The organism is Martinezella lusitana (assembly GCF_014207095.1).
GTDB classification, from domain to species: Bacteria; Pseudomonadota; Alphaproteobacteria; order Rhizobiales; family Rhizobiaceae; genus Rhizobium; species Rhizobium lusitanum_B.
The window spans coordinates 1-20322 of sequence record NZ_JACHBG010000038.1; the positions used below are offsets into that span (position 1 = coordinate 1).

Sequence of the window (20322 nt, forward strand, 5' to 3'; positions counted from 1 at the left end):
AAGAGCCGTCTGGTGGGCGATGTCGCCTATGCGGAGGCGTCCGAAGTCGCACGAGCGATCACGCCGGTTCCAGGCGGCGTCGGGCCGATGACGATTGCCATGCTGATGGCCAATACCGTCATCGCCGCCCATCGTGCGGCAGGCAAAGTGCCGCCGAAATTTTGAGTGAAAGACCGTCCGCGGGGTGAGAAAAAACCCTGCGGATCGACTTGCCAAGGCGCGAAAGACGATTATAGTCAGGAAATAAATATTCCATAGAAGAAAATGAGGGAACGAAATGGCATTATCATGGCGTTTCTCCGCCTTGGCGGACCGGCACCGTGCTCTCGGATCGAAACTAGAAGACTGGAGCGGTATGGGAACCGCCTGGACTTACGACAAGGACATGTCGCAAGAGCATGTCGCGATCCGCACCAAGGCCGGCATCATGGACGTTTCCGGCCTCAAGAAGGTGCATCTGGTCGGGCCGCATGCAATTGCCGTGCTTGACTACATCACCACCCGCGACATGTCGAAAATCTATCCCGGCCGCTCGGTCTATGCCGCGATGCTCAACGATCGTGGCTACTTCACCGATGACTGCATCGTCTATCGCACCGGTCCGAATTCCTGGATGCTGGTACATGGCTCGGGCTCTGGCCACGAGGAAGTGCTCAAGCAGGCAGCGGGGCGCAACTGCGCCGTCCTCTTCGACGATGATCTGCACGATCTGTCGCTGCAGGGCCCTGCCGCCGTTGACTATCTCGTTAAATATGTGCCCGGCATTCGCGACCTCAAATATTTCCATCATATGCAGACGACACTCTTCGGCGTGCCTGTGATGATTTCGCGCACCGGCTATACGGGCGAGCGCGGCTACGAAATCTTCGTGCGCGGTCAGGATGCGCCGATGGTCTGGGATCGCATCGTCGCGGAAGGCGAGGAGATGGGGATCATTCCCTGCTGCTTCAGCGTTCTCGACATGTTGCGCGTTGAAAGCTACCTGCTCTTCTACCCCTATGATAACTCGCAGATGTATCCTTTTGCCGACCAGCCTCCTGGCGACAGTCTCTGGGAACTCGGCCTTGATTTCACCGTCAGCCCAGGCAAGACCGGTTTTCGTGGCGCCGAGGAACACGCGCGTCTGAAGGGCAAGGAGCGCTTCAAGATCTTCGGCATGCTGATCGATGCCGATGGCCCCGCCGATCTCGGCGACGAGGTCTATGTCGAGGGCAAAAAAGTCGGCGTCATCACCTGCCCCTGCTATTCGACCTTGACGAAGAAATCGATGGCGATCGCCCGTCTCGACGTCGACAAGGCCGTGCAGGGCACGAAACTCGAAGTGCGTGGCAAGAGCCTCAAGGCGAGTGCGATTGCCCATACGCTGCCATTCGATGACCCGGAAAAGAAGAAGAGGACGGCCATCGGCTAAGGAGGCGCTCATGCTTGTTGAAGGCATCAAGAGCCGACCGGTTTACCATGGTCTCGCAATCCAGCCGCATGCCCGTCGGCATCTGTTCGTCCTTGAAGGGGAGGGCGCCCTTGCTCTCCTCGATCAAGGTTCCATGCTTGATGATGCAACGCTGTCGCGCAGCGAAATCCTTTATGTTGCGCGCGGTTCGCAGGGGAAGGGTCATGACGGCGCCCTGCGCAGGCTCGGCGCCGATATGTTCTTCACGGCACCGACAATCGGTACCTTGCTCTTTCGTCTGAGAGGCTCGCTTTCGACGGCTCACATGGGCACGCGGCTTTATATAGCGGGCACGGAAGGCTTTATCGGTCAGGCGATGATGGTGGCGCTGGATCTGGGCATGGACCACGCCTCGATCATGACGGAGCATCGCGGCTCGCTCGCAAGGCGGGTGCAATGTGTCCACTGCAAGGGCACCACCGACGATGTGACGCATTCCCCGTTTACCTGCAGCCACTGCGGTCTGTCGCTATTGGTGCGCGATCATTATTCGCGCCGTCTCGGCGCCTTCCAGGGCGTCAATATCGATGCGGAAGAGCCAGGCAGCGCGCCCGATCCCGAGGAGTTGTTCCTGTGAGCGGTGGTACAGAAATTCCGGTTCGTGTTGCCAGGGTGACGCCGGTCGCTGATCGCATCAAGCGCTTCCGTTTCGAGCGTCTCGACGGTGAGCCGATGCCCCATTTTTCCGGGGGCGCGCATGTGATCGTCTCCATGAACGATGACGGGCATGTCCGTCGCAATGCTTACTCGCTGATGTCGCCGCCGCATGATTGTTCGGCCTATGAGATCAGCGTGCTCCGCGTCGAGGAATCGCGCGGCGGCTCGGCATTCATGTATGAGAGGGTGCGTGAAGGCGATGAGCTCAAGGTCAGCTATCCGGTCAATCTTTTTCAGCCCGACTGGCGCGGCCGCAAGCATCTCTTGATCGCCGGCGGCATCGGCATCACCCCATTCATCGCGATGATGCAGCAGTTTTCCCGCGAGGGCGCCAATTTCGAGCTGCATTATGCCGTGCGATCGCTCGATCGCGGCGCCTATTGCCGCGAGCTCGTCGAGCAATATGGCTCGCAGCGGATCAAGATCTATTGCGATGCCGATCGCAATTTCATCCCCGTCGCGCGACTGTTGGAAAGTCAGCCGCTCGGTACGCATCTCTATGTCTGTGGACCTGCCGGCATGATCGACGGCGTGCTGAAGACGGGCATCGAAGCCGGGTGGCCGCAGCAGAACCTGCATTCGGAACGCTTCCTGTCGTCGCAACCCGGCAAGCCTTTTTCCATCATGCTGACCCGATCGGGCAAAACAGTGCATGTCGGCCATCACGAAAGCATGCTGGAAGCAATCGAAGCGGCCGGGGTTGATCCTCCCTTTCTCTGTCGCGGCGGTGCCTGCGGCCAATGCGAGACCGGCGTTGCCGTTTGCGACGGCAGGCTTCTGCACAATGACGTCTATCTGAACGATGAAGAAAAGGCCTCTGGCCGAAAGGTCATGATCTGCGTCTCCCGCTTTGAGGGGAGCACGCTGCATCTCGACCTCTAGGCATGTGGCCGATACCCAGGAGAACGGACATGGCTATCGCCTTCAAGCAGGAAACGTTTCGTGACGATTTCAGCTATCGCAACAGTCCGGAAAATATCCGGCGCTTTCCGTTCCCATTCGATCGCGACGAATACATGTATTCCGTCAACATGGAACCGCATGTGAAGGGGCAGAAGAATACCGTCTTCGAGAGTCTCATCGATGTCGACGAGCACTATGTTGCAGAGATGCACGACCGGGCGCTGGTGCTGAAGGAGGACCCTTTGCGCTATCAGGCGCTGCCGCACATGATGACGGCGCAGTGGGACACCCTGGAGCTTCTGATGGAAGAGCAGGCCGCCGGCTATCCCGAGCACTTCACGCTTACCAGGAACGGCGACCAATGGCGCTGGATCAATCGTCCTCTCGGCATCGACGACACCTTCACATTCGGCGATGCGTCGACGTTACCTTACGAACCCTTTGAATATATCACGCGCCAGGCGCAGGGAGATTTCTGCATCGTCGACCAACGCGACGGCAATCTCTGGATGGATGCCGGGATGGTGACGACCCAGGCGGACTGGTCGCTCGATTTCGATATCGGCATGAACTTCATGGAATGGCATGGGCCGGTGCCGCTTGCCCACCAGAAGGGTATCTTCGACCGCGCGCTGAAATTCCTTCTGAACCTGCAACAGGGCAAGCCGACGCGCCGTTTCAACTGGACGATGACCATCAATCCCCGCCTCGATACCAGCCCCGAAAACTATCCGAAATGGGGTCCCGACCGCACCACAGTCACACCGGAAAATGTCGGTGAGAAGGTGCATCTTCGCGTGGAATTGCAAAGTCTCTGGCGCCTGCCGCGCTCGAATGCCATCCTCTTTGTCATCCGCTGCTATCTGATGAACATGGACGAGCTGGTGACGGTGCCGAAGTGGGCACGCCGCTTCCCGCGTGTGCTGCGCACGCTTCCTCCCGAACTCATCGACTACAAGGGACTGACGCGCTATCGCCAGACGACGATCGACTGGCTCTCTGCCTATGACGACGGGGCGCCGACGAGCCCCGGCATCTTCCCGGATTGATACCGGGCCGCGCCCAACGACTGCATGCGACAAAAAATTCGATACAATCGAGAAGGGGAATGCTTCATGACACGAGTTGCCGTTATCGGTGCCGGCCCTTCGGGCCTTGCCCAGTTGAGGGCCTTTCAATCGGCCGCAAAAAAGGGTGCTGATATCCCTGAGGTCGTCTGCTTCGAAAAACAGGCGGATTGGGGCGGCCTTTGGAACTACACCTGGCGCACGGGTCTCGATGAATATGGCGAACCCGTGCATGGCAGCATGTATCGGTATCTCTGGTCGAACGGTCCGAAAGAATGTCTGGAATTTGCCGATTACTCTTTCGAGGAGCATTTCGGCAAGCCGATCGCCTCCTATCCGCCGCGCGCAGTTCTTTGGGACTATATCAAGGGTCGTGTCGAAAAGGCCGATGTGCGCAAATGGGTGCGCTTCAGCACGCCGGTCCGCATGGTCCGCTTCGATGAAGGGACCAAGAAGTTCACGGTAACGGCGCATGACCGGCCTCAGGACCGGATGTATGACGAGGAGTTCGACTATGTTGTCGTTGCTTCTGGCCACTTCTCGACACCGAATGTCCCTTACTTTGAGGGCGTGAAGACCTTCAACGGCCGGGTGCTGCATGCACACGATTTCCGCGATGCGCTGGAGTTCAAGGGCAAGGACGTGCTGCTCGTTGGCCGCAGCTACTCGGCCGAGGATATCGGTTCGCAATGCTGGAAATATGGGGCGAAATCCGTGACGACGAGCTATCGCTCCAAGCCGATGGGTTTCAAATGGCCTGCCAATTTCGAGGAGCGGCCGCTGCTGACGCGGCTGGAGAACAAGACGGCGTATTTTGCCGATGGCTCGTCGAAGGATGTCGATGCGCTGATCCTGTGCACCGGCTATCAGCATCACTTCCCCTTCCTGCCCGATGACCTGCGCCTGAAGACGGCCAATCGCCTTTGGGCTGACCACCTCTACAAAGGTGTGATTTTCGATGGGAACCCGCAGCTTTTCTATATCGGCATGCAGGACCAGTTCTACACCTTCAACATGTTCGACGTGCAGGCCTGGTGGGCGCGCGATGTCATCATGGGTCGCATCAAACTGCCTCCGGAGGCTGAGCTGCAGGCGAATTTCGACAAGTGGCGCGCGCGCGAGGAGACGCTCGAGGATGCCGAGCAGATGATCTGGTATCAGGGCGACTATGTGAAGGAGCTACTCGCCGAGACGGATTATCCGAGCTTCGATATCGAAGGGACGAACAAGACCTTCATGGAGTGGGAACACCACAAGGCCGAGAATATTATGGGCTTCCGTGATCACGCCTATCGGTCGCTAATGACCGGCAACATGTCGCCAAAGCACCATACGCCTTGGGTCGATGCGCTCGATGACTCGATGGAGGAATATCTGCGCAACTAATAATGGGCCAGGCACATTTCCGGGTAAACCGGCAGGGGAGGCACGAGGCAGCTCCTGCCGGTCTGTTTGAGCTGAGACGAGGCGATTTGATCTGCAACTTTTTCATCGGATATGGTCTTCATGGATTTTCAAACCAGTGTTCTCGGCCGCATGAGCGGCTTTCTCTATCGGTGCCGCGCTGACGAAAACTACACGATGCTTGACATGACCGACGGCATCGAGCGCATCTTTGGCTATGCCGCTGGCGAGATCATCGGAAACCGAACTCGGACCTTCACCTCCATCATGTATGAGGAGGATGTTCCGCTGATGGATGAGGTGGTCGGGCAAGCGCTTGAAGGGCGTACCGACTGGACGATGGAATATCGGATCCGTCATCGCGCTGGCCATCTCGTCTGGGTGACGGAGACTGGCGGCGGCGTCTGGGACGCTTCCGGCACGCTGCTTTATCTCGAAGGCAGCATCATCAATATCGAATCGCTCTATCAGCGCATCGATGAGCAGACCGCCGGCATGCGGGTCACTGCGTCGAAGACCAACGAGATCCTGCAGTCGCTCCGCTATCTGAAGCTGCTTGCCGTCAATGCGGGCATCGAGGCGGCGAGAGCGGGTACGGCAGGGTCGGGATTTGCGGTGTTGGCTGCGGAGATGCGCACGCTTGCCAATTCGTCGGAAGAGGCTGCGCGCGCGATCTCGAACGCGCAAAGGAGGGCAGACTAAGAGCGCGGCCGCGTCTTCTGCGGGTCGTAGTGGGATAGCGGCACAATGACGGCCGGAAGCCGCTTCTGATGGCCATCGAGCTTGCCGATCTCGACCTTGGTGCCAACGGCCGCATGCGTGACGTCGACACGGGCGAGCGCGATCGTCTTACCAAGGATCGGCGAGCGGGTTGCGCTGGTGATTACCCCGATCTGCGCGCGGCCGATATGGATGCAATCGCCATGTCCGACCGCCTCATTGGCCTCGATATCGAGCCCGACCATCAGGTGACGCGGGTTCTCCTTGCGCCTGATCAGAGCCTCGCGCCCGATGAAGTCATCCTGCTTGGATTTCAAAGGTACGCTGAAGCCGATGCCCGCTTCGAAAGGATCCGTCTGATCGTCGAATTCGTGATGGGCGAAGATCAGGCCGGCCTCGATGCGCACCATGTCGAGTGCCTCCAAGCCCATCGGCTTCAGACCATAGGGCTCGCCAGCTTTCCATACGGCGTCGAAGACGGTTCCTGCGTCCTTCGGGTGGCAAAAGATCTCGAAGCCGAGCTCGCCGGTATAGCCGGTGCGGGAGACGACGACCGGCACGCCCTCGAAGGTGCCGATACGGCCAACGGTGAAACGGAACCATTCCAGTTCGCCGATCGTCGGCTGGCGCGGTGCCGTCCAGATGATCTCCTTGAGAATATCTCTGCTCTTCGGACCCTGCAGCGCGATATTGTGCATCTGATCCGTTGACGAGCGGACCCAGGCCTTGAAGCCCTTCTTTTCCGCCTGCTCACGCAGCCAGATGCCGCTATAATCATCCCCGCCGATCCAGCGGAAGTTCTTGTCACCCAATCGAAACAGTGTGCCGTCGTCGATCATGCCACCATGTTCATAGCACATGGCGGAATAGACGACCTGGCCGGTCGACAGCTTGCGGACGTCGCGGGTCAGGCAATATTGTAGCAGCTCTTCCGCATCCGGTCCGGTCACCTCGAATTTGCGCAGCGGCGACAGGTCGATGACAACTGCGCGCTCGCGACAGGCCCAATATTCCTCAACCGGCCCCTCGGAAGAGAAGCGGTTCGGCAGCCAGAAGCCGCGATATTCGGTGTAGTCGCGCGTCATGGCGGAAAGGCGCGGATGAAATGCGGTTTCCCGCGTCAGTTCGGGATCAGCATCAGGGGTCATGCGATAGGCCACCGCTCGTGTGAATTTCTCTTTGCCGGAAAATGTGCGCACATGGATATCAGTCGGGTCCCACCCATTGGCCGCGTCGATATCGTCCGGGCAGGAGGAGGAGACGCAGACAAGATCGGTCAGTGCGCGCATCAGGACGTAATCGCCCGGTCTCGACCAAGGTTCGTCGAGATAGAGCTGATTATTGTGATCGATATTGGTGTTGTAGAAATAGTTGAGCGCCTCCCAGCCCTTGCGGCCGGCAATGCCATAGGGGGCGAGTGCCGCATTGAAATTGTCGGTGCAGTTCACGTGGCCCGGATAGCCCATGTCGTCATAATAGCGGGAGTTGCAGGCCGTGGCGAAGGCATCATGCCGGCCGACGGTATCCTGCACGATTTCCACGAGCGGTTCGAAATCACGGTCAAAGGCTTTGGATGGCAGGCCGGGTGTCGGATAGCTGCGGCCAAGCAGGGTGCGGGTGACGGTGGAGTCGAGCGCTAGGTCCATCCCCTTGTCCACCTTGCGGGCGGAAAAGGCCTGAAAATCCGTACATTGCCGCCCGTAGACATCGATGATCTGGATGAATTCTCCGGCGCGCACGAAATAGGCCGACGCGGTTGCCGCTCTGATCCGGATGTCCTCTATTGGGTCGGCGAGCGGTTCGGGCAGTGCGGAAGTATAGTCGCGCAGGATCGTGGCGCGCCTAATCCTCACCTCAACCGGTGTTGCCGTGTCCTGTGCCTCAGGCGACATGGACGTCCCCGGAGCGCAGACGATCAGCAAGCCTTTGAGAGCAATGGTAAACTCGGCCTGGCTACCCGGCGGCGACGCTTCGCCGAAGAGGCGCAGTGCTCCCGCAGAGGCGATATCCGCGCCGCGTCGTTGCAGTGCCGCACGCACACGTGAGGCGCTGTCCTCCCCGGAGGACAGGATGGATTTCAATCCTTCGGCTTCGCAGTCAAAGGCGGTACCCAATCCTTCGGACTGAAAACGACCCTTATCGTCGAGGAAGGCGAGCTCGCATATCTGACCGCCCTCGCAGTCGCGCAGTGTTGCACGATCGCCGGGTTCCACACGCAAGACCAGCGTGCCGTTCCCCTTGCAACGATAGCGTTCGGTATCGTGCGGCAGCGTCGAAATGCCTGGATAGCGGACAGTACTAGCCGATACGGGCCGGATTCCGGCGCTCGGCGGATGGAGATCTCGCATTTAGCCCTCTCGGGAAATTGATGTGCCTCACCACACTGGAATCATGCTGACAAAATGCCGTCCGAAAGTAAAGTGATGTTGACTAAAAAGAAAATATCTTCACTATGCATAAAGGGCATGCATCTGGAATCCGCGCGCAGACTCGGCTCATGAAAACCTCCAGCAAGCCCCGCAATGCCATGGGAGGCACGTTCAGGGAGACGTACGAAGATACGTCCGGAACAAAGATGGGGAATATCACTGATGACGGATATTGTGGACGCCGGCGTTTCCGCTGGCACCGAAGGTAAGCTTATACGCGCGCTCGACTGGAAGGGCGCGTTCTGGGTGGCTGCTGGCGTGCCGCCACTCGTTCTCTTCTCCATCGGCGGCATTGCCGGTACGACGGGCAAACTTGCCTTCGTCGTCTGGATCATTTCGATGATCATGGGGTTCCTGCAGTCATTCACTTATGCAGAGATTGCCGGCATGTTCGGCAACAAGTCAGGCGGCGCATCGGTCTATGGTGCGACGGCATGGCTGCGCTATTCGAAGTTCATCGCGCCGCTTTCAGTCTGGTGCAACTGGTTTGCATGGTCGCCGGTGCTGTCGCTCGGTTGTGCCATCGCAGCCGGTTATATTCTCAATGCCTTTTTTCCAATCCCGGCCGCGGATTCGCAAGCGGTGCTGAGCTGGGTCACCGCCCATGCGACCACCGTTGTCGCTGATAGCCCGCGTGTCGCCGAATACATCGCGGCCCATGCCGGCACCTCGCCGCAAGATGCGGTAAAAGCACTGCTGAGTGCCGATGGCGTGGCCGCCCTGACGCCCGCCATTCGCAACTGGTCTCTCGTCAGCTTCAATATTCCTCTCCTCGCAACGGCCAACATCAACGCCACCTTCTTCATCGGCGGCATTCTGATGCTGATCATATTTGCGATCCAGCATCGCGGTATCTCCGAGACGGCAAGTGTGCAGAAATGGCTGGCGATCATCGTCCTCGTCCCGCTGCTCATCATCGGTATCTATCCGATTGTCAGCGGACAGATCCTCTCCAGCAACGTCACCGGTCTGGTGCCGCCGACCGCCGCCTATGCCGGGACGGATGGAACATGGAGCAACGGTGGCTGGACGCTTTTCCTTGGCGGTCTCTACATTGCCGCCTGGTCGACATACGGGTTCGAAACCGCGGTCTGCTACACACGGGAACTGAAGAACCCGAAGACCGACACCTTCAAGGCGATCTTTTATTCCGGTCTTGCCTGCTGCATCTTCTTCTTCCTCGTGCCTTTCGCCTTCCAGGGCGTGCTTGGCCACGCTGGCATGCTGGCGCCGGGTATCGTCGACGGCACCGGTGTCGCTGAAGCGCTCGGCGGTCTGATCGGTGCCGGCCGTATAGTTACCCAGCTTCTCGTCATCCTGATGATCATGGCACTGTTCCTGGCCATCATGACCGCGATGGCCGGTTCCTCGCGCACGCTCTATCAGGGCTCGAAGGACGGCTGGCTGCCGAAATATCTCGATCACGTCAACGAGCATGGCGCTCCGACCAGGGCCATGTGGACGGACTTCGCCTTCAATCTCTCCCTTCTTGCCATCGCATCCGACACCAGCGGCTATTTCTTCGTGCTCGCTGTCTCCAATGTCGGCTACATCATCTTCAACTTCCTCAATCTCAACTCCGGTTGGATCCACCGTATGGATTCCGGCCATGTCGAGCGCCCGTGGAAGGCACCGTCCTGGTTGATCGGTCTCAACACCGTTCTGGCCTTCGTCAACGCGCTCTTCCTCGGTGCAGGCGCCAAGGTTTGGGGCTATGCCAACGCGCTCTGGATCGGCTTTGCGTTTGCCGCCCTGATCCTGCCAGTTTTCGCCTACCGGCACTATGTGCGTGACGGCGGCAAATTCCCGGCCGGGGCCATGGACGATCTGGGTCTTGTCGGCCAGGACCTCGGCGTCAAGAAGGCGGGAATACTGCCCTATCTGGCCTTGGTTGGGGGCCTCGCCATTGTGCTGATTGCCAATTGGGCCTTTCAATTGCCGGCTTGAAATAGATCAATGATAACGACTGCTCCGCTGTGGCTCGCCACAGCGGAGCAAGTTTTATGGGATCTGTCTTCGTATGAAGACAGGAATTTCCTGACATCGTAGACTTAATGGAGCTTGGAATTTGATGAGCGATGCCAATCTGTTCCATATCCCACGCCATCACATCACCTCCAGCCATCATCGCGAGCGGCGCGCCGCAATGGAACTGTGGGCGAATATCACCCGGGCATGACCGAAAAAGCGGCTTGCTTCGTGCTCGCGCCCTTTTTGCCGTCAAGTTTATGATGCCTTTCAGGCAGTTCGGCGAGGGGATGGTTGCCGGTTTTGATCCATCAAGAGTGCCGATTGCCGCACTCGGAAAGTTATTCAAATTTGACGCGCGAGTGGGCGGAACTATTAATGCCCAGCGGATATCACTCGCCTTTATTGCAATGATGGGTTGGGACATGTCGCCGAAAGTTAGTTGCAGATCTTGTGGCTCCGAGCCGAGAAGCATCGTGCTTGCCGTGTTGCTTGGGCTTGTTTGGTTTGCGATCGGATCATCGCCCCTACGGGCGCAGAATGCACCTGCCTCGCCAATAAGGGCTGGCGCGGGAACCGTCGGCGAAAGGGTACAATCGGCAACAGATGCGCTGATGCGGGCGTTCAGCTTTGGGGCGGATCTGAGCCCGCAAACTCTCATCAAGATACTGCCCGGCGACTGGACCACGTTGTCGTCGGAGGCTTTCGCGGGCGATATACCCGCGGACAAACTAAAGCAGTGGTGCTCGTTCAACCGGGTTAACATAAAACAGACGGATCCGGCTTATCCAATCTTTGAAGGGCGGATCGGTAGGCAAGGCTCCAGGCGGTTTGAATTGCGCCTATCTGTCGGGGCGGCGTTTTATTGGATCGCCAATGTTCAAGACGAGATGCGGGCTCTCGGCTTTGACAATTCTCCGGATACAGATCTTGCGAAACTTCAGCGTGGCTTGGTCATGCAAAGGAGTGTTCAGCAAGGTGTGGCTTTTCCGTTGAATGACGATGTCATCGGTTTTCAGAACTCAGCGATCCCATCGAGCGCCAGCTTCTGGGTTCGGTGCCCTGGTGAGCCCGAGGACGGCGCGAGAAGTGCGCGGAATATCCAGATCGTGAACACGATCGTAAAGACAATGGCTCAGCAAGCTGGTTTTTTGTCCTACGGCTCCGATGGATCTGTTCCATTTGTCAGCAAAATGCAGGGGAGTTGGACCCTGGTCGACGAACTTGCCAAATCCAAGGTACGAGACAAGACCATCGCCGAACTCTGCCAAATCCGTCGCGTCGACATGCAAGCGAACCATCAGCCTCTGCCGATCCTGACCGCCCATGTCATCGACACGGCGTCAGAGGAGGACCGCCCTGTACCGGCCTCACAGGATGAATTCGAGTTGCGGCTCGCCGGTGACGGCGAGCTCACGCGAGTGGCGCTCCAAGATCCAATGGTCGAGGTCAAACAACACCCAGAGCGTTTGCGCGTTCCACCCGCCACGGAACGCGACGTGGTCGCCAAACGCCTTCAACAGACCGCCATCGGCTGGTATCGCCAAACGGCGTTGTCCGCAGCGTTACCGGTTACGATTGTTCCTATCGACGATGATACGCTTGTCGAAAGCCCGAAGAACACGTGGGGTGAACCTCCTTCCTACGGCAGCGGGCCGTCCGCCTTCAAGCGCTATTGGCTGCGCTGCCCCCAAAGCTGATCTGTATAGCGGTGCGGCGGTCACGTTGAACTCCAACCAAATCTCGCGAATCCCAGATCAGCGATCCTGTTCGTTTGCGAGTGAAATTCTGGCGCAATGTCCGGCTGTGTAACATTATATCGCGCGACGAAGCCTCATTTTAAGAGATAATCCCATACCGTTGAAGAAGGTGCCGAGCGGCGGCTCAATACATATCACCTGCGACGGCGGCTCTTTTCGCATGCGTCAGGTCATATCAGCATATGCGCTGTACTCACCGGATTGCCTGTCCCTGAAAAGATAGATGGCCGGCTGGCCTCCTCGGGTGATTCCCGCGAAGTCGAAGTCTTCAGGAAAGTGCCACTCGTCTAGCGCCTTCCGGCAGGCGGCCATTTTTGCGTCGTCTGCCTCGGCCAACAATGCGGCCCCATCGACCTCGCCAACGAACACCATGGCGTCCGTCTCGGAGAAAACCCATCGATTGGTCTGCCAGCTTTCAAATCCCGGCGTCCTGTTACACACCGTCTTGATCGCTTGTTTCGGGACGTTCATCGGTATCGAATAGGCGTCGTTGAATGAGGCATCCCACTTTCGTTCGGCTTCGCCGCTGTGGATACACCACGGGCATACGTGCGGAATATCCTCCTTGCAATATATCGGGCCGCGATACATGTATTTCCGGTCTTCCCCACAACATGGGCACGTTGCAAGCATGGCCACGACGCAGCCGTCCGCGATTGGATCAGGAAAATACTCGAAGTTGGGAAGATCTTCTGCGGGTACTGTCATTCGTGGCTCCGTTGTCAACATAGTATGAAAGAAGGATCGAGCAAGCCATCGGTTGTCCGTCTAAGACGGCAATCATTTGCCGCCCGACCCTAGTTGGAAGGCAGACTAGGTCATGCGCGTCAATAATGCGACCAGGACGTCCTGTGGTCGTTGGCCTCGATCGATAGGAGCTGATGAGCCGGAAGCTCACCGATCGCCAGCAAGACCTCGCGTTCCGATCAGCCGACAGAGATCGCCGCGCTTACTAGATCCTGAAAAGCTGCCTGCAACGCATCCTGGCAGCAAATGTGCCCGTTAGATCGGTGTCGGTCACGAGAGGCCGTGCGATATCGGGCATGGCGGAAAAGTGAACGGATTTGTCGGTTCTGGCAATCGTACATCGCAAACCCCTAACAGAGGTGCGCGCCACATCTTTTGCAATCCAGTGCGAACTCTCATCGGAGCCTCTCGGCAGGCGGCAATCAGGTTGCTTTCGAAGCGAGCATTTCATTGATGCAGTCTTCTTTCAATACTTCCAATTGCTGCAACGCAAACGCATTGATGTAAATGCGGATCGTCTCGTCCAGCTCGGCGCCGGATTGGGTCCAGCCGGGACCGCAATCGATCTGCGAATCTCCGGTTCGGATTCACTCAAGAGCAAGCAGCGGCATTGGCAGTCCCCTCGGAAGGCGCGACAAGCTAGAGCGCGTCCATGTGTGCGAGCGCCGCGACTGACGAGCTTTGTCCTCACTTCTGATTCTCCCAATCGAACCGAGCACCTTCTGACGGCCAGATCAAACTTCTCAAGGAGACATAAATGCGCCTTGACAATAATCGATACAGATGTACCGTATAAAGGTACAGGCGCTCTTGGAGGAGTCAGCCAAAATTTGGGTCGAATGCTACGCCTCGCACTGCGGGGCGAGGAGGATTTCTGTATGTCCATTACTGTCCGCGGGATCGAATTTGAGGACAATCTCGACAACCCAATGGGGATCGAATTTTACAATCTCTCGCATCGCTTCGGCTACCAATGTCCGAACTGGCCCTATTTCCGCGATGTTCGCATTGAGCGTATGCACTACATGGCCAAGTCCGGCGTGCTGTCGCAAACCATCACGACAACGATGCATGTCACCACCCACATCGATGCGCCGGCTCACGTCGTACAAGGCACCCCGTTCATCGACGAGGTGCCGCTGCCGCACTTCTTCGGGTCGGGCATTGTCGTGTCGATCCCGAAGAAAAAGTGGGAGCCGATCACCTATGACGATCTCGAAAAAGCCTGCGGTTATGCCATTCGCAAAGGTGACGTGCTGATCATCAATACCGGATGGCATAAGGAATATGAAGACGGCGACTATTTTGCCTATTGCCCGGGTTTTGTGCCTTCCGCTGCAGACTGGATGATCGAAAAGGGTGTCAAGGTCGTCGGCCATGACACGCAGGCCAACGACCATCCCTTGGCGACGGCTATCGGACCGCAGCGCAACGGCCCTCTGCTTCCGCACCTCGCCGAAGAATACAGGGAGTGGTCCGGAGGTCGCGACTGGAAGGATGACTTCCCGGAATGGGAGCCCGTTCACCAGAAGATATTCAAGGCAGGTATTCTCGGTATCGAAAATGTCGGCGGCGATCTCGACGCTGTGACCGGTAAGCGCTGCACGTTTGCCTTCTTCCCGATCAACTGGGATCGCGGTGACGGTTGCATCATCCGACTGGTCGCCATGGTCGACAAGGACCAGAACTATCGCATCGAGAAGGGCGAGGCCTTCTAGGCAGAAAGTCGCGCCGCAAATGAGCGGATGCGGGCGATACCCAGAGCAGGGTATCGCCCACTGCCTCAAGTGAAATCATCCACATGACGCCGTTGGGAGGAGTTATGTTCATCAAGCGCTTCGAAGAAGCAAAACCCTATGACGCACCCAATCATCACGGATGCTTTGGCTTGCGCCTGCAGGGGTTCGAAGAAGGCGGCCCGAAGAACCAGTGGGTCGGCCTCTCCCAGTTTCTCCCCGGTGGAGGCGCTGGTCCTGACTCTACTCCATTCGAGAAGGTCTACGTCGTTCTCGAAGGCGAAATGACCATGATCGCCGATGGCAAGGAAAGTGTGCTGCGTCCACTGGACAGCTGCACGGTTTGGCCGGGTGAAGTCCGCGAGATTGTCAATCGATCCAACCACGTCTGCAAGATGCTCGTAGTCATTCCATACCCGCAGGGGGCAAACCAATGATCTCCGCAGAAGTTATGCGTTCGCCCCTCAGTCTTTTCGATGTCAGCGGCAAGGTTGCCATAGTCACCGGGGCATCCGGCGCGTTCGGCGAGTTGGCTGCCAGGATTCTGGCGGGCGCAGGGGCCAAACTGGTGCTCGTTGCGGGCAACAGCCAAGCACTCGCGCACACGGCAGCCGTATGCCAGGAGGCCGGGGCCACGGTGGTTTCGCTGAACCGTCGACCCAGCAGCGAGGAAGACTGCGAGGCAATCGTCAACGAGTCGGTCGCGCATTTTGGACGCGTTGATATCCTTGTCGTTGCCTCCGGAAAAAACGATGTTTCCAAGATCACGGACATGGCTCCTGAGCGGTTTCTTGATGTCATGGACGCCAACGTTACGCAGAGCTGGTTGATGGCGCGCGCTACCGGCAAACAGATGCTGGCTCAGGGCGAAGGCGGCAAAGTTATCTTCATGTCGTCCGCTCGTGGGCTGCTCGGACATCCGGCTGGCTATTCGGCCTATTGCGCCTCAAAATCCGCAGTCGATGGCATCACGAGAGCACTTGGCTGCGAATGGGGCCCGACGGGCATAACGGTGAACGCCATTGCGCCAACCGTGTTTCGCTCGCCTCTGACGGCTTGGATGTTCGAGGACACCGAGAGAGCACAGGAGGTACGAAAGGGGTTTCTTGGTCGCGTTCCAAAGGGGCGGCTTGGGGAGCCCGATGACCTGGCAGGTCCGCTTCTGTTTCTCGCCTCGCGAGCCTCCGACTTCTACACCGGGCACGTACTATACGCCGACGGCGGCTACACGGCGGGCTGAGAATGTCGAACCAGAAGCAGAACATAGCTGTGATCGGCGCAGGCCTTATGGGACATGGCATTGCCCAGGTCTTCGCTGCGGGCGGGCACGAGGTTCGGGTATACGATGCCCATCATGAGGCTCTAGACACTCTTCGGGCGAGGATTGCCAAGAACCTGCGGACGCTTGGTCTTCCTGACGATGCGCAACTGCGCGTGACCGGTACTGCAGACATTGAGGAGGCTGTTTCGACGGCTGACGTCGTCATCGAAGCGGCGCCGGAGAGGCTTGACCTCAAGCGGTCGATCTTCGCCAATCTGGTACGCCTTGCACCCCGCAATGCAATCCTGGCATCGAACACTTCGGTTATTCCGATCACCGATATTGCTGAGGGCCTTGCGACGGGAGAGCGCATAGTCGGGACGCATTGGTGGAACCCTCCGTTTCTCGTTCCGCTTGTCGAAGTTGTCGGCACGGCGCAAACCGACATCCCTGTGATCACCCGGATGATCGAGCTGCTGTCATCAGTAGGTAAAACTCCTGTTCACGTTAAGAAGGACGTGGCGGGCTTTGTCGGCAATCGCCTGCAGCACGCGTTGTGGCGCGAAGCAATTGCGATCGTCGCTGAAGGGATTGCCGACGCTGAAACGGTCGACACGGTCGTAAAAGCGAGCTTTGGTCGCCGACTGGCTGTGCTCGGTCCCCTGGAAAATGCCGATCTGGTCGGCACCGACCTGACCCTCGATATCCATAATGTTGTTCTTCAGCACCTCAACCGCGATGCGGAGCCCTCGCCATATCTCGAGGATTTGGTGAGAGGTGGGAGACTGGGAATGAAGTCAGGAGAAGGCTTCCGTTCGTGGACCGAACAAGAGGCGACCGAGCTGCGTGAGCGGGTCGCAAAATATCTACGGGATTTCAAATCGGTCGACTGACCGCGAACGTACTGGTTTCTGACCTTTGGGAGGAGGTTTGGATGAAGACGAAATTCGGCAGAAGAAAGTTCCTGGCAGCGAGCGCATTGGCACTGGCCGCACCTGCTCTTCTTAGTCGGCGCGCGTTTGCCGCCGACGCGCCAATCAAAGTGGGATTCGTTACATCGCAGACCGGGCCGCTGGCATTCTTCGGTGAGCCGGACAGCTTTATCCTCGGACGTTTTCAGGCTGCAATGAAGGCGGGCGCGAGCGGGCGGCCGATTGAGATCATCGTCAAGGACAGCCAATCGAACCCGAGCCGGGCTTCGGAGCTTGCCAGTCAGCTTGCTCTCAAGGACGAGGTGCAATTGCTGATCACGGCGGGTGGCCCCGACACAGTCATTCCCGTCGCTGACCAGGCCGAAATCAAAGGTGTTCCCATGATTGGAGCGGCCTGCCCTTGGCAGCCCTTCGTATTCGGGCGCAACAGCACGCCCGATAAGGGGTTCGATTGGAACTACTTGTTCGCATTCGGCCTGGAAGATGCGATTGCGGCCTATATGGGCCTGTGGGCCACCATTCAGACGAATAGGAAAGTCGGTCTTCTGTTTGCCAACGATGCCGACGGCAATGCCTGGGGCGATGCTAAATTCGGTTTCCCTCCGGCGCTGACAAAAGCTGGCTACACGGTCGTTGACACGGGGCGATATACGCCTCTTGCCGAGGATTTTACGGCGCAGATCACCAAGATGAAATCGGAAGGTGTGGATATCGTCGCCGCCACGATGATCCCGCCCGAGTTCTTTGCGTTCTGGAGCCAGGCAAAACAACAGGGGTTCCATCCGAAGGTCGCCACGATCGGCAAGAGCCTGCTGCTGCCTACAACATTGGACGCAATCGGCCCCGCAGGGAACGGCCTATCCACCGAGGTGGCCTGGCACCCCAGCTATTCCTCGAAATCGGTCACGACAGGCGATAGCTCTCAGGTCGTTGCCGACGAGTGGCAGAAAGCGACCGGCAAGCAATGGACCCAACCGGTTGGGTTGAAGCATGCGCTTGTCGACATCGCGGTGGATGTCTTGAAGCGAGCAAGCGATCCGACAAACCCGTCCTCGGTCGTCGAGGCGATCAAATCGACGAAGGCGGACACGCTTCTCGGCACCGTCGACTGGAACACTTCGCCCATCAAGAACGTGGCCAAGGTGCCAATCGTTGGCGGGCAGTGGCGACAGAAGGACGGCAAGTTTGATCTTGTCGTTTGTGCCAATCCCACGACAGCTACCATCCCGGTAGCCGACAAGCTTAAGCCACTGGCTTGAGGAGAGAGACAATGCGCTTTGAGAACGCGAACGATCTGCTGAACCCTGGATACCTGAAGATTGAGTCAGGCGTGGTGGATTACGACGATGATTTCAAAACCGTCTGCGCTTACACCCGCATGCCTGGGTGCAAGGCCAAGATGGTGGACTGGTGGTTCGGCTGGCTTGGTGGCACCGACCAATACAAGCTCTGGCATCCTCGCGACCATGTGTTCAGCGATTGGGAAAATCGCCAGTCCGGCACTTACATCGGCTCCAGCCATCTCGTTCACGAGTATCTCGGCGGTGACGATGGTCCCCTGTTCAAGCTCCGCATCAATTTTCGTGATCCGCATGAGTTTTTTGATCAGAGGCGATACGCCGCCTTTGACGGGACGGCCGTTTGCGCACGGATCGGTAGCCTCGAACAGCCCGTCAATCTCGGGCGCATGACGCACTTCGTCCGCAATACCGATTTCGGCTGTGAAATGCGCTCAAGGTTCTTCCTGGGGCACATCGAGAGCCGCGATCCCGATCATGACTTTTCGGAGGAGGAAAAGGCCGGCCTGCGGCGTGAGCTTGTCACCGAAGACCTCGCCAGACGCCTCCATCAGCATGCCACGGAGGAGATGGGCTATCTCGGTGAATTGTTGCCGGTGTTTTACCGGCAGGTGACTGGGGACGTGACGGTCTAAATTCATCGGACTTATCTGGGAGGACAAAATGAGTTCGAATGGCAATAACGATAACAGAGGCTCGACGCGTCGCTCGGTCTTGCGGGCCGGTCTGGGACTGCTCGCGGCGCCCGCTATTCTTCACTTCACCCGCGCCTACGCACGAACCCCGACCATCAAGGTGGGTCATGTAAGCCCTGTCACCGGACCGCTTGCGGGCTTTGCCGAAGCCAACGACTATATTCTGAACAGCATCAGGAAATCGCTTTCATCTGTCGAGAATAACGGCAAGGCGTGGACGATTGAGGTCATTTCGAAGGACAGTCAGTCCAACCCCAATCGCGCCGCCGAGGTGGCGGCGGACCTTATCCTGAAGGACCAGGTCGACATTATCGTCGCCGCCTCGACACCCGATACGGTCAATCCGGTTTCCGATCAGGCCGAGGCCAACGGGACACCGTGTATCACCACCGACTGCCCGTGGCAGCCATATTTCTTTGGAAGAAATGGCAAGCCCGACCAGGGCTTCGAGTCGACCTATCATTTCTTCTGGGGCCTGGAAGACGTCATCGGCGCGTTCCTGTCTCTGTGGGACAATCCGAACGTCGCAAAGAAGGTCGGAGGCCTTTTCCCAAATGACGCCGACGGAAATGCCTGGGGCGATGCGGAGCGCGGCTTTCCCAAGCCGCTGAAGGAAGCAGGCTACGCGCTGACCGATCCCGGCAGATATCAACCCATGTCGGATGACTTCTCCTCGCAAATCTCCGCATTCAAGGCGGCAGGCGCCGAGATCGTCACCGGAAACATGATACCTCCAGACTTCGGCACCTTCTGGAGCCAGGCGGGCCAACAAGGCCTGAAGCCCAGGATCGTCACAATTGGCAAGGCGCTTCTGTTCCCTTCGGTCGTTGCGTCGCTGGGAGACCGTGGCATCGGCCTTTCCTCCGAAATCTGGTGGTCGCCGAACCATCCATTCGCGTCCAGCCTGACCGGAGAAAGCTCGCAGCAGCTTGCCGAGGGATACGTCAAAGCTTCGAATCGTCCATGGACGCAGCCAATCGGCTTCAAGCATGCGCTCTTCGAAGTGGTGGCCGATGTCGTCAGGCGGGCTGCCGATCTGGGAGAGCCTGCCTCGATCATCGAGGCTATCAGGAAAACCAATATGAAGACGATTGTCGGTCCGGTCGATTGGTCGAAGGGGCCAGTCAAGAACGTGACAAAGACCCCCTTGGTCGCGGGTCAATGGCAACGCGTCAACGGTAGGGCTGAACTGGTGATCACAACCAACAAGACCGCGCCTGAAATCCCGGTCGGCGGTGAACTGAAACTTCTCTGAGCCGCATATGGTGGCGCGCTAAAGGTGCGCAGCCTCCCAA

General features: G+C 58.1%; 17 protein-coding genes and 1 pseudogene. 16 read left to right on the plus strand and 2 right to left on the minus strand.

Features of this window, described 5'->3' with window-relative positions:
* The 7 genes and pseudogenes from GGD46_RS32380 to GGD46_RS34360 all read left to right on the plus strand — a co-directional run.
* Positions 1-165: pseudogene (locus GGD46_RS32380) on the plus strand (bifunctional methylenetetrahydrofolate dehydrogenase/methenyltetrahydrofolate cyclohydrolase); the annotation flags it as partial.
* A 112-nt stretch (positions 166-277) separates the two neighbouring features.
* Positions 278-1411 carry an aminomethyltransferase family protein gene (locus GGD46_RS32385; protein ID WP_184711288.1) on the plus strand — a complete coding sequence of 378 codons (1134 nt, stop codon included), beginning with the start codon at positions 278-280 and terminating at the stop codon, positions 1409-1411.
* A gap of 10 nt (positions 1412-1421) precedes the next feature.
* Entirely contained in the window at positions 1422-2027 is a 606-nt protein-coding gene (locus GGD46_RS32390) for a dimethylamine monooxygenase subunit DmmA family protein (RefSeq protein ID WP_184711290.1), read from the plus strand.
* The gene (locus GGD46_RS32395; protein ID WP_184711292.1) at positions 2024-2989 is read left to right on the plus strand and encodes a PDR/VanB family oxidoreductase; all 966 of its coding nucleotides are present in this window, start codon (positions 2024-2026) and stop codon (positions 2987-2989) included. The genes GGD46_RS32390 and GGD46_RS32395 overlap by 4 nt, the downstream gene beginning before the upstream one ends.
* 29 nt (positions 2990-3018) lie before the next feature.
* The gene (locus GGD46_RS32400; RefSeq protein ID WP_184711294.1) at positions 3019-4059 is read left to right on the plus strand and encodes a heme-dependent oxidative N-demethylase family protein; all 1041 of its coding nucleotides are present in this window, start codon (positions 3019-3021) and stop codon (positions 4057-4059) included.
* A 66-nt stretch (positions 4060-4125) separates the two neighbouring features.
* Positions 4126-5463 (plus strand): NAD(P)-binding domain-containing protein, encoded by a 1338-nt coding sequence (locus GGD46_RS32405; RefSeq protein WP_184711296.1) that lies wholly within the window; start codon positions 4126-4128, stop codon positions 5461-5463.
* A gap of 120 nt (positions 5464-5583) precedes the next feature.
* Positions 5584-6183, plus strand: coding sequence for a PAS domain-containing protein (locus GGD46_RS34360; RefSeq protein WP_184711298.1), 600 nt, complete (start codon positions 5584-5586; stop codon positions 6181-6183).
* Here the strand turns inward: GGD46_RS34360 and GGD46_RS32415 are convergent.
* Positions 6180-8549, minus strand: a complete 2370-nt coding sequence (locus tag GGD46_RS32415) for a DUF1989 domain-containing protein (protein WP_184711300.1) — start codon at positions 8547-8549, stop codon at positions 6180-6182. The genes GGD46_RS34360 and GGD46_RS32415 overlap by 4 nt on opposite strands.
* Positions 8550-8792: 243 nt before the next feature.
* On the opposite strand from GGD46_RS32415, the gene GGD46_RS32420 reads away from it, so the two are divergent.
* The gene (locus GGD46_RS32420; protein WP_184711302.1) at positions 8793-10577 is read left to right on the plus strand and encodes an APC family permease; all 1785 of its coding nucleotides are present in this window, start codon (positions 8793-8795) and stop codon (positions 10575-10577) included.
* A 245-nt stretch (positions 10578-10822) separates the two neighbouring features.
* Complete coding sequence (locus GGD46_RS32430; protein WP_184711304.1) at positions 10823-12298, plus strand: hypothetical protein; 1476 nt, start codon at positions 10823-10825, stop codon at positions 12296-12298.
* 225 nt (positions 12299-12523) lie between these two features.
* Here the strand turns inward: GGD46_RS32430 and GGD46_RS32435 are convergent, their stop codons facing one another.
* Positions 12524-13066: a CbrC family protein gene (locus GGD46_RS32435; RefSeq protein ID WP_184711307.1), complete on the minus strand. Its 543-nt coding sequence runs from the start codon at positions 13064-13066 to the stop codon at positions 12524-12526.
* 917 nt (positions 13067-13983) lie between these two features.
* On the opposite strand from GGD46_RS32435, the gene GGD46_RS32440 reads away from it, so the two are divergent.
* From GGD46_RS32440 to GGD46_RS32470, 7 genes are all read left to right on the plus strand, one after another.
* The gene (locus GGD46_RS32440; protein WP_184711309.1) at positions 13984-14823 is read left to right on the plus strand and encodes a cyclase family protein; all 840 of its coding nucleotides are present in this window, start codon (positions 13984-13986) and stop codon (positions 14821-14823) included.
* Between the two features lie 104 nt (positions 14824-14927).
* Complete coding sequence (locus GGD46_RS32445) at positions 14928-15278, plus strand: cupin domain-containing protein (RefSeq protein WP_184711311.1); 351 nt, start codon at positions 14928-14930, stop codon at positions 15276-15278.
* Positions 15275-16081, plus strand: coding sequence for an SDR family NAD(P)-dependent oxidoreductase (locus tag GGD46_RS32450; RefSeq protein ID WP_184711313.1), 807 nt, complete (start codon positions 15275-15277; stop codon positions 16079-16081). Before GGD46_RS32445 ends, GGD46_RS32450 begins: the two co-directional genes overlap by 4 nt.
* A 2-nt stretch (positions 16082-16083) precedes the next feature.
* Positions 16084-16995 (plus strand): 3-hydroxyacyl-CoA dehydrogenase family protein, encoded by a 912-nt coding sequence (locus GGD46_RS32455; RefSeq protein ID WP_184711315.1) that lies wholly within the window; start codon positions 16084-16086, stop codon positions 16993-16995.
* Between the two features lie 41 nt (positions 16996-17036).
* Entirely contained in the window at positions 17037-18293 is a 1257-nt protein-coding gene (locus GGD46_RS32460) for an ABC transporter substrate-binding protein (protein ID WP_184711317.1), read from the plus strand.
* Between the two features lie 11 nt (positions 18294-18304).
* Positions 18305-18967: a DAPG hydrolase family protein gene (locus GGD46_RS32465; RefSeq protein WP_184711319.1), complete on the plus strand. Its 663-nt coding sequence runs from the start codon at positions 18305-18307 to the stop codon at positions 18965-18967.
* Positions 18968-18995: 28 nt separating this feature from the next.
* Entirely contained in the window at positions 18996-20282 is a 1287-nt protein-coding gene (locus GGD46_RS32470; protein WP_184711321.1) for an ABC transporter substrate-binding protein, read from the plus strand.
* The last annotated feature ends 40 nt before the right edge of the window (positions 20283-20322 follow it).

Coding starts and splice junctions, on each gene's coding strand:
- GGD46_RS34360 (WP_184711298.1), top strand. CDS start 5,584: ATGGATTTTCAAACCAGTGTTCTCGGCCGCATGAGCGGCTTTCTCTAT.
- GGD46_RS32460 (WP_184711317.1), top strand. CDS start 17,037: ATGAAGACGAAATTCGGCAGAAGAAAGTTCCTGGCAGCGAGCGCATTG.
- GGD46_RS32405 (WP_184711296.1), top strand. CDS start 4,126: ATGACACGAGTTGCCGTTATCGGTGCCGGCCCTTCGGGCCTTGCCCAG.
- GGD46_RS32400 (WP_184711294.1), top strand. CDS start 3,019: ATGGCTATCGCCTTCAAGCAGGAAACGTTTCGTGACGATTTCAGCTAT.
- GGD46_RS32455 (WP_184711315.1), top strand. CDS start 16,084: ATGTCGAACCAGAAGCAGAACATAGCTGTGATCGGCGCAGGCCTTATG.
- GGD46_RS32390 (WP_184711290.1), top strand. CDS start 1,422: ATGCTTGTTGAAGGCATCAAGAGCCGACCGGTTTACCATGGTCTCGCA.
- GGD46_RS32450 (WP_184711313.1), top strand. CDS start 15,275: ATGATCTCCGCAGAAGTTATGCGTTCGCCCCTCAGTCTTTTCGATGTC.
- GGD46_RS32470 (WP_184711321.1), top strand. CDS start 18,996: ATGAGTTCGAATGGCAATAACGATAACAGAGGCTCGACGCGTCGCTCG.
- GGD46_RS32420 (WP_184711302.1), top strand. CDS start 8,793: ATGACGGATATTGTGGACGCCGGCGTTTCCGCTGGCACCGAAGGTAAG.
- GGD46_RS32445 (WP_184711311.1), top strand. CDS start 14,928: ATGTTCATCAAGCGCTTCGAAGAAGCAAAACCCTATGACGCACCCAAT.
- GGD46_RS32435 (WP_184711307.1), bottom strand. CDS start 13,066: ATGACAGTACCCGCAGAAGATCTTCCCAACTTCGAGTATTTTCCTGAT.
- GGD46_RS32415 (WP_184711300.1), bottom strand. CDS start 8,549: ATGCGAGATCTCCATCCGCCGAGCGCCGGAATCCGGCCCGTATCGGCT.
- GGD46_RS32385 (WP_184711288.1), top strand. CDS start 278: ATGGCATTATCATGGCGTTTCTCCGCCTTGGCGGACCGGCACCGTGCT.
- GGD46_RS32465 (WP_184711319.1), top strand. CDS start 18,305: ATGCGCTTTGAGAACGCGAACGATCTGCTGAACCCTGGATACCTGAAG.
- GGD46_RS32440 (WP_184711309.1), top strand. CDS start 13,984: ATGTCCATTACTGTCCGCGGGATCGAATTTGAGGACAATCTCGACAAC.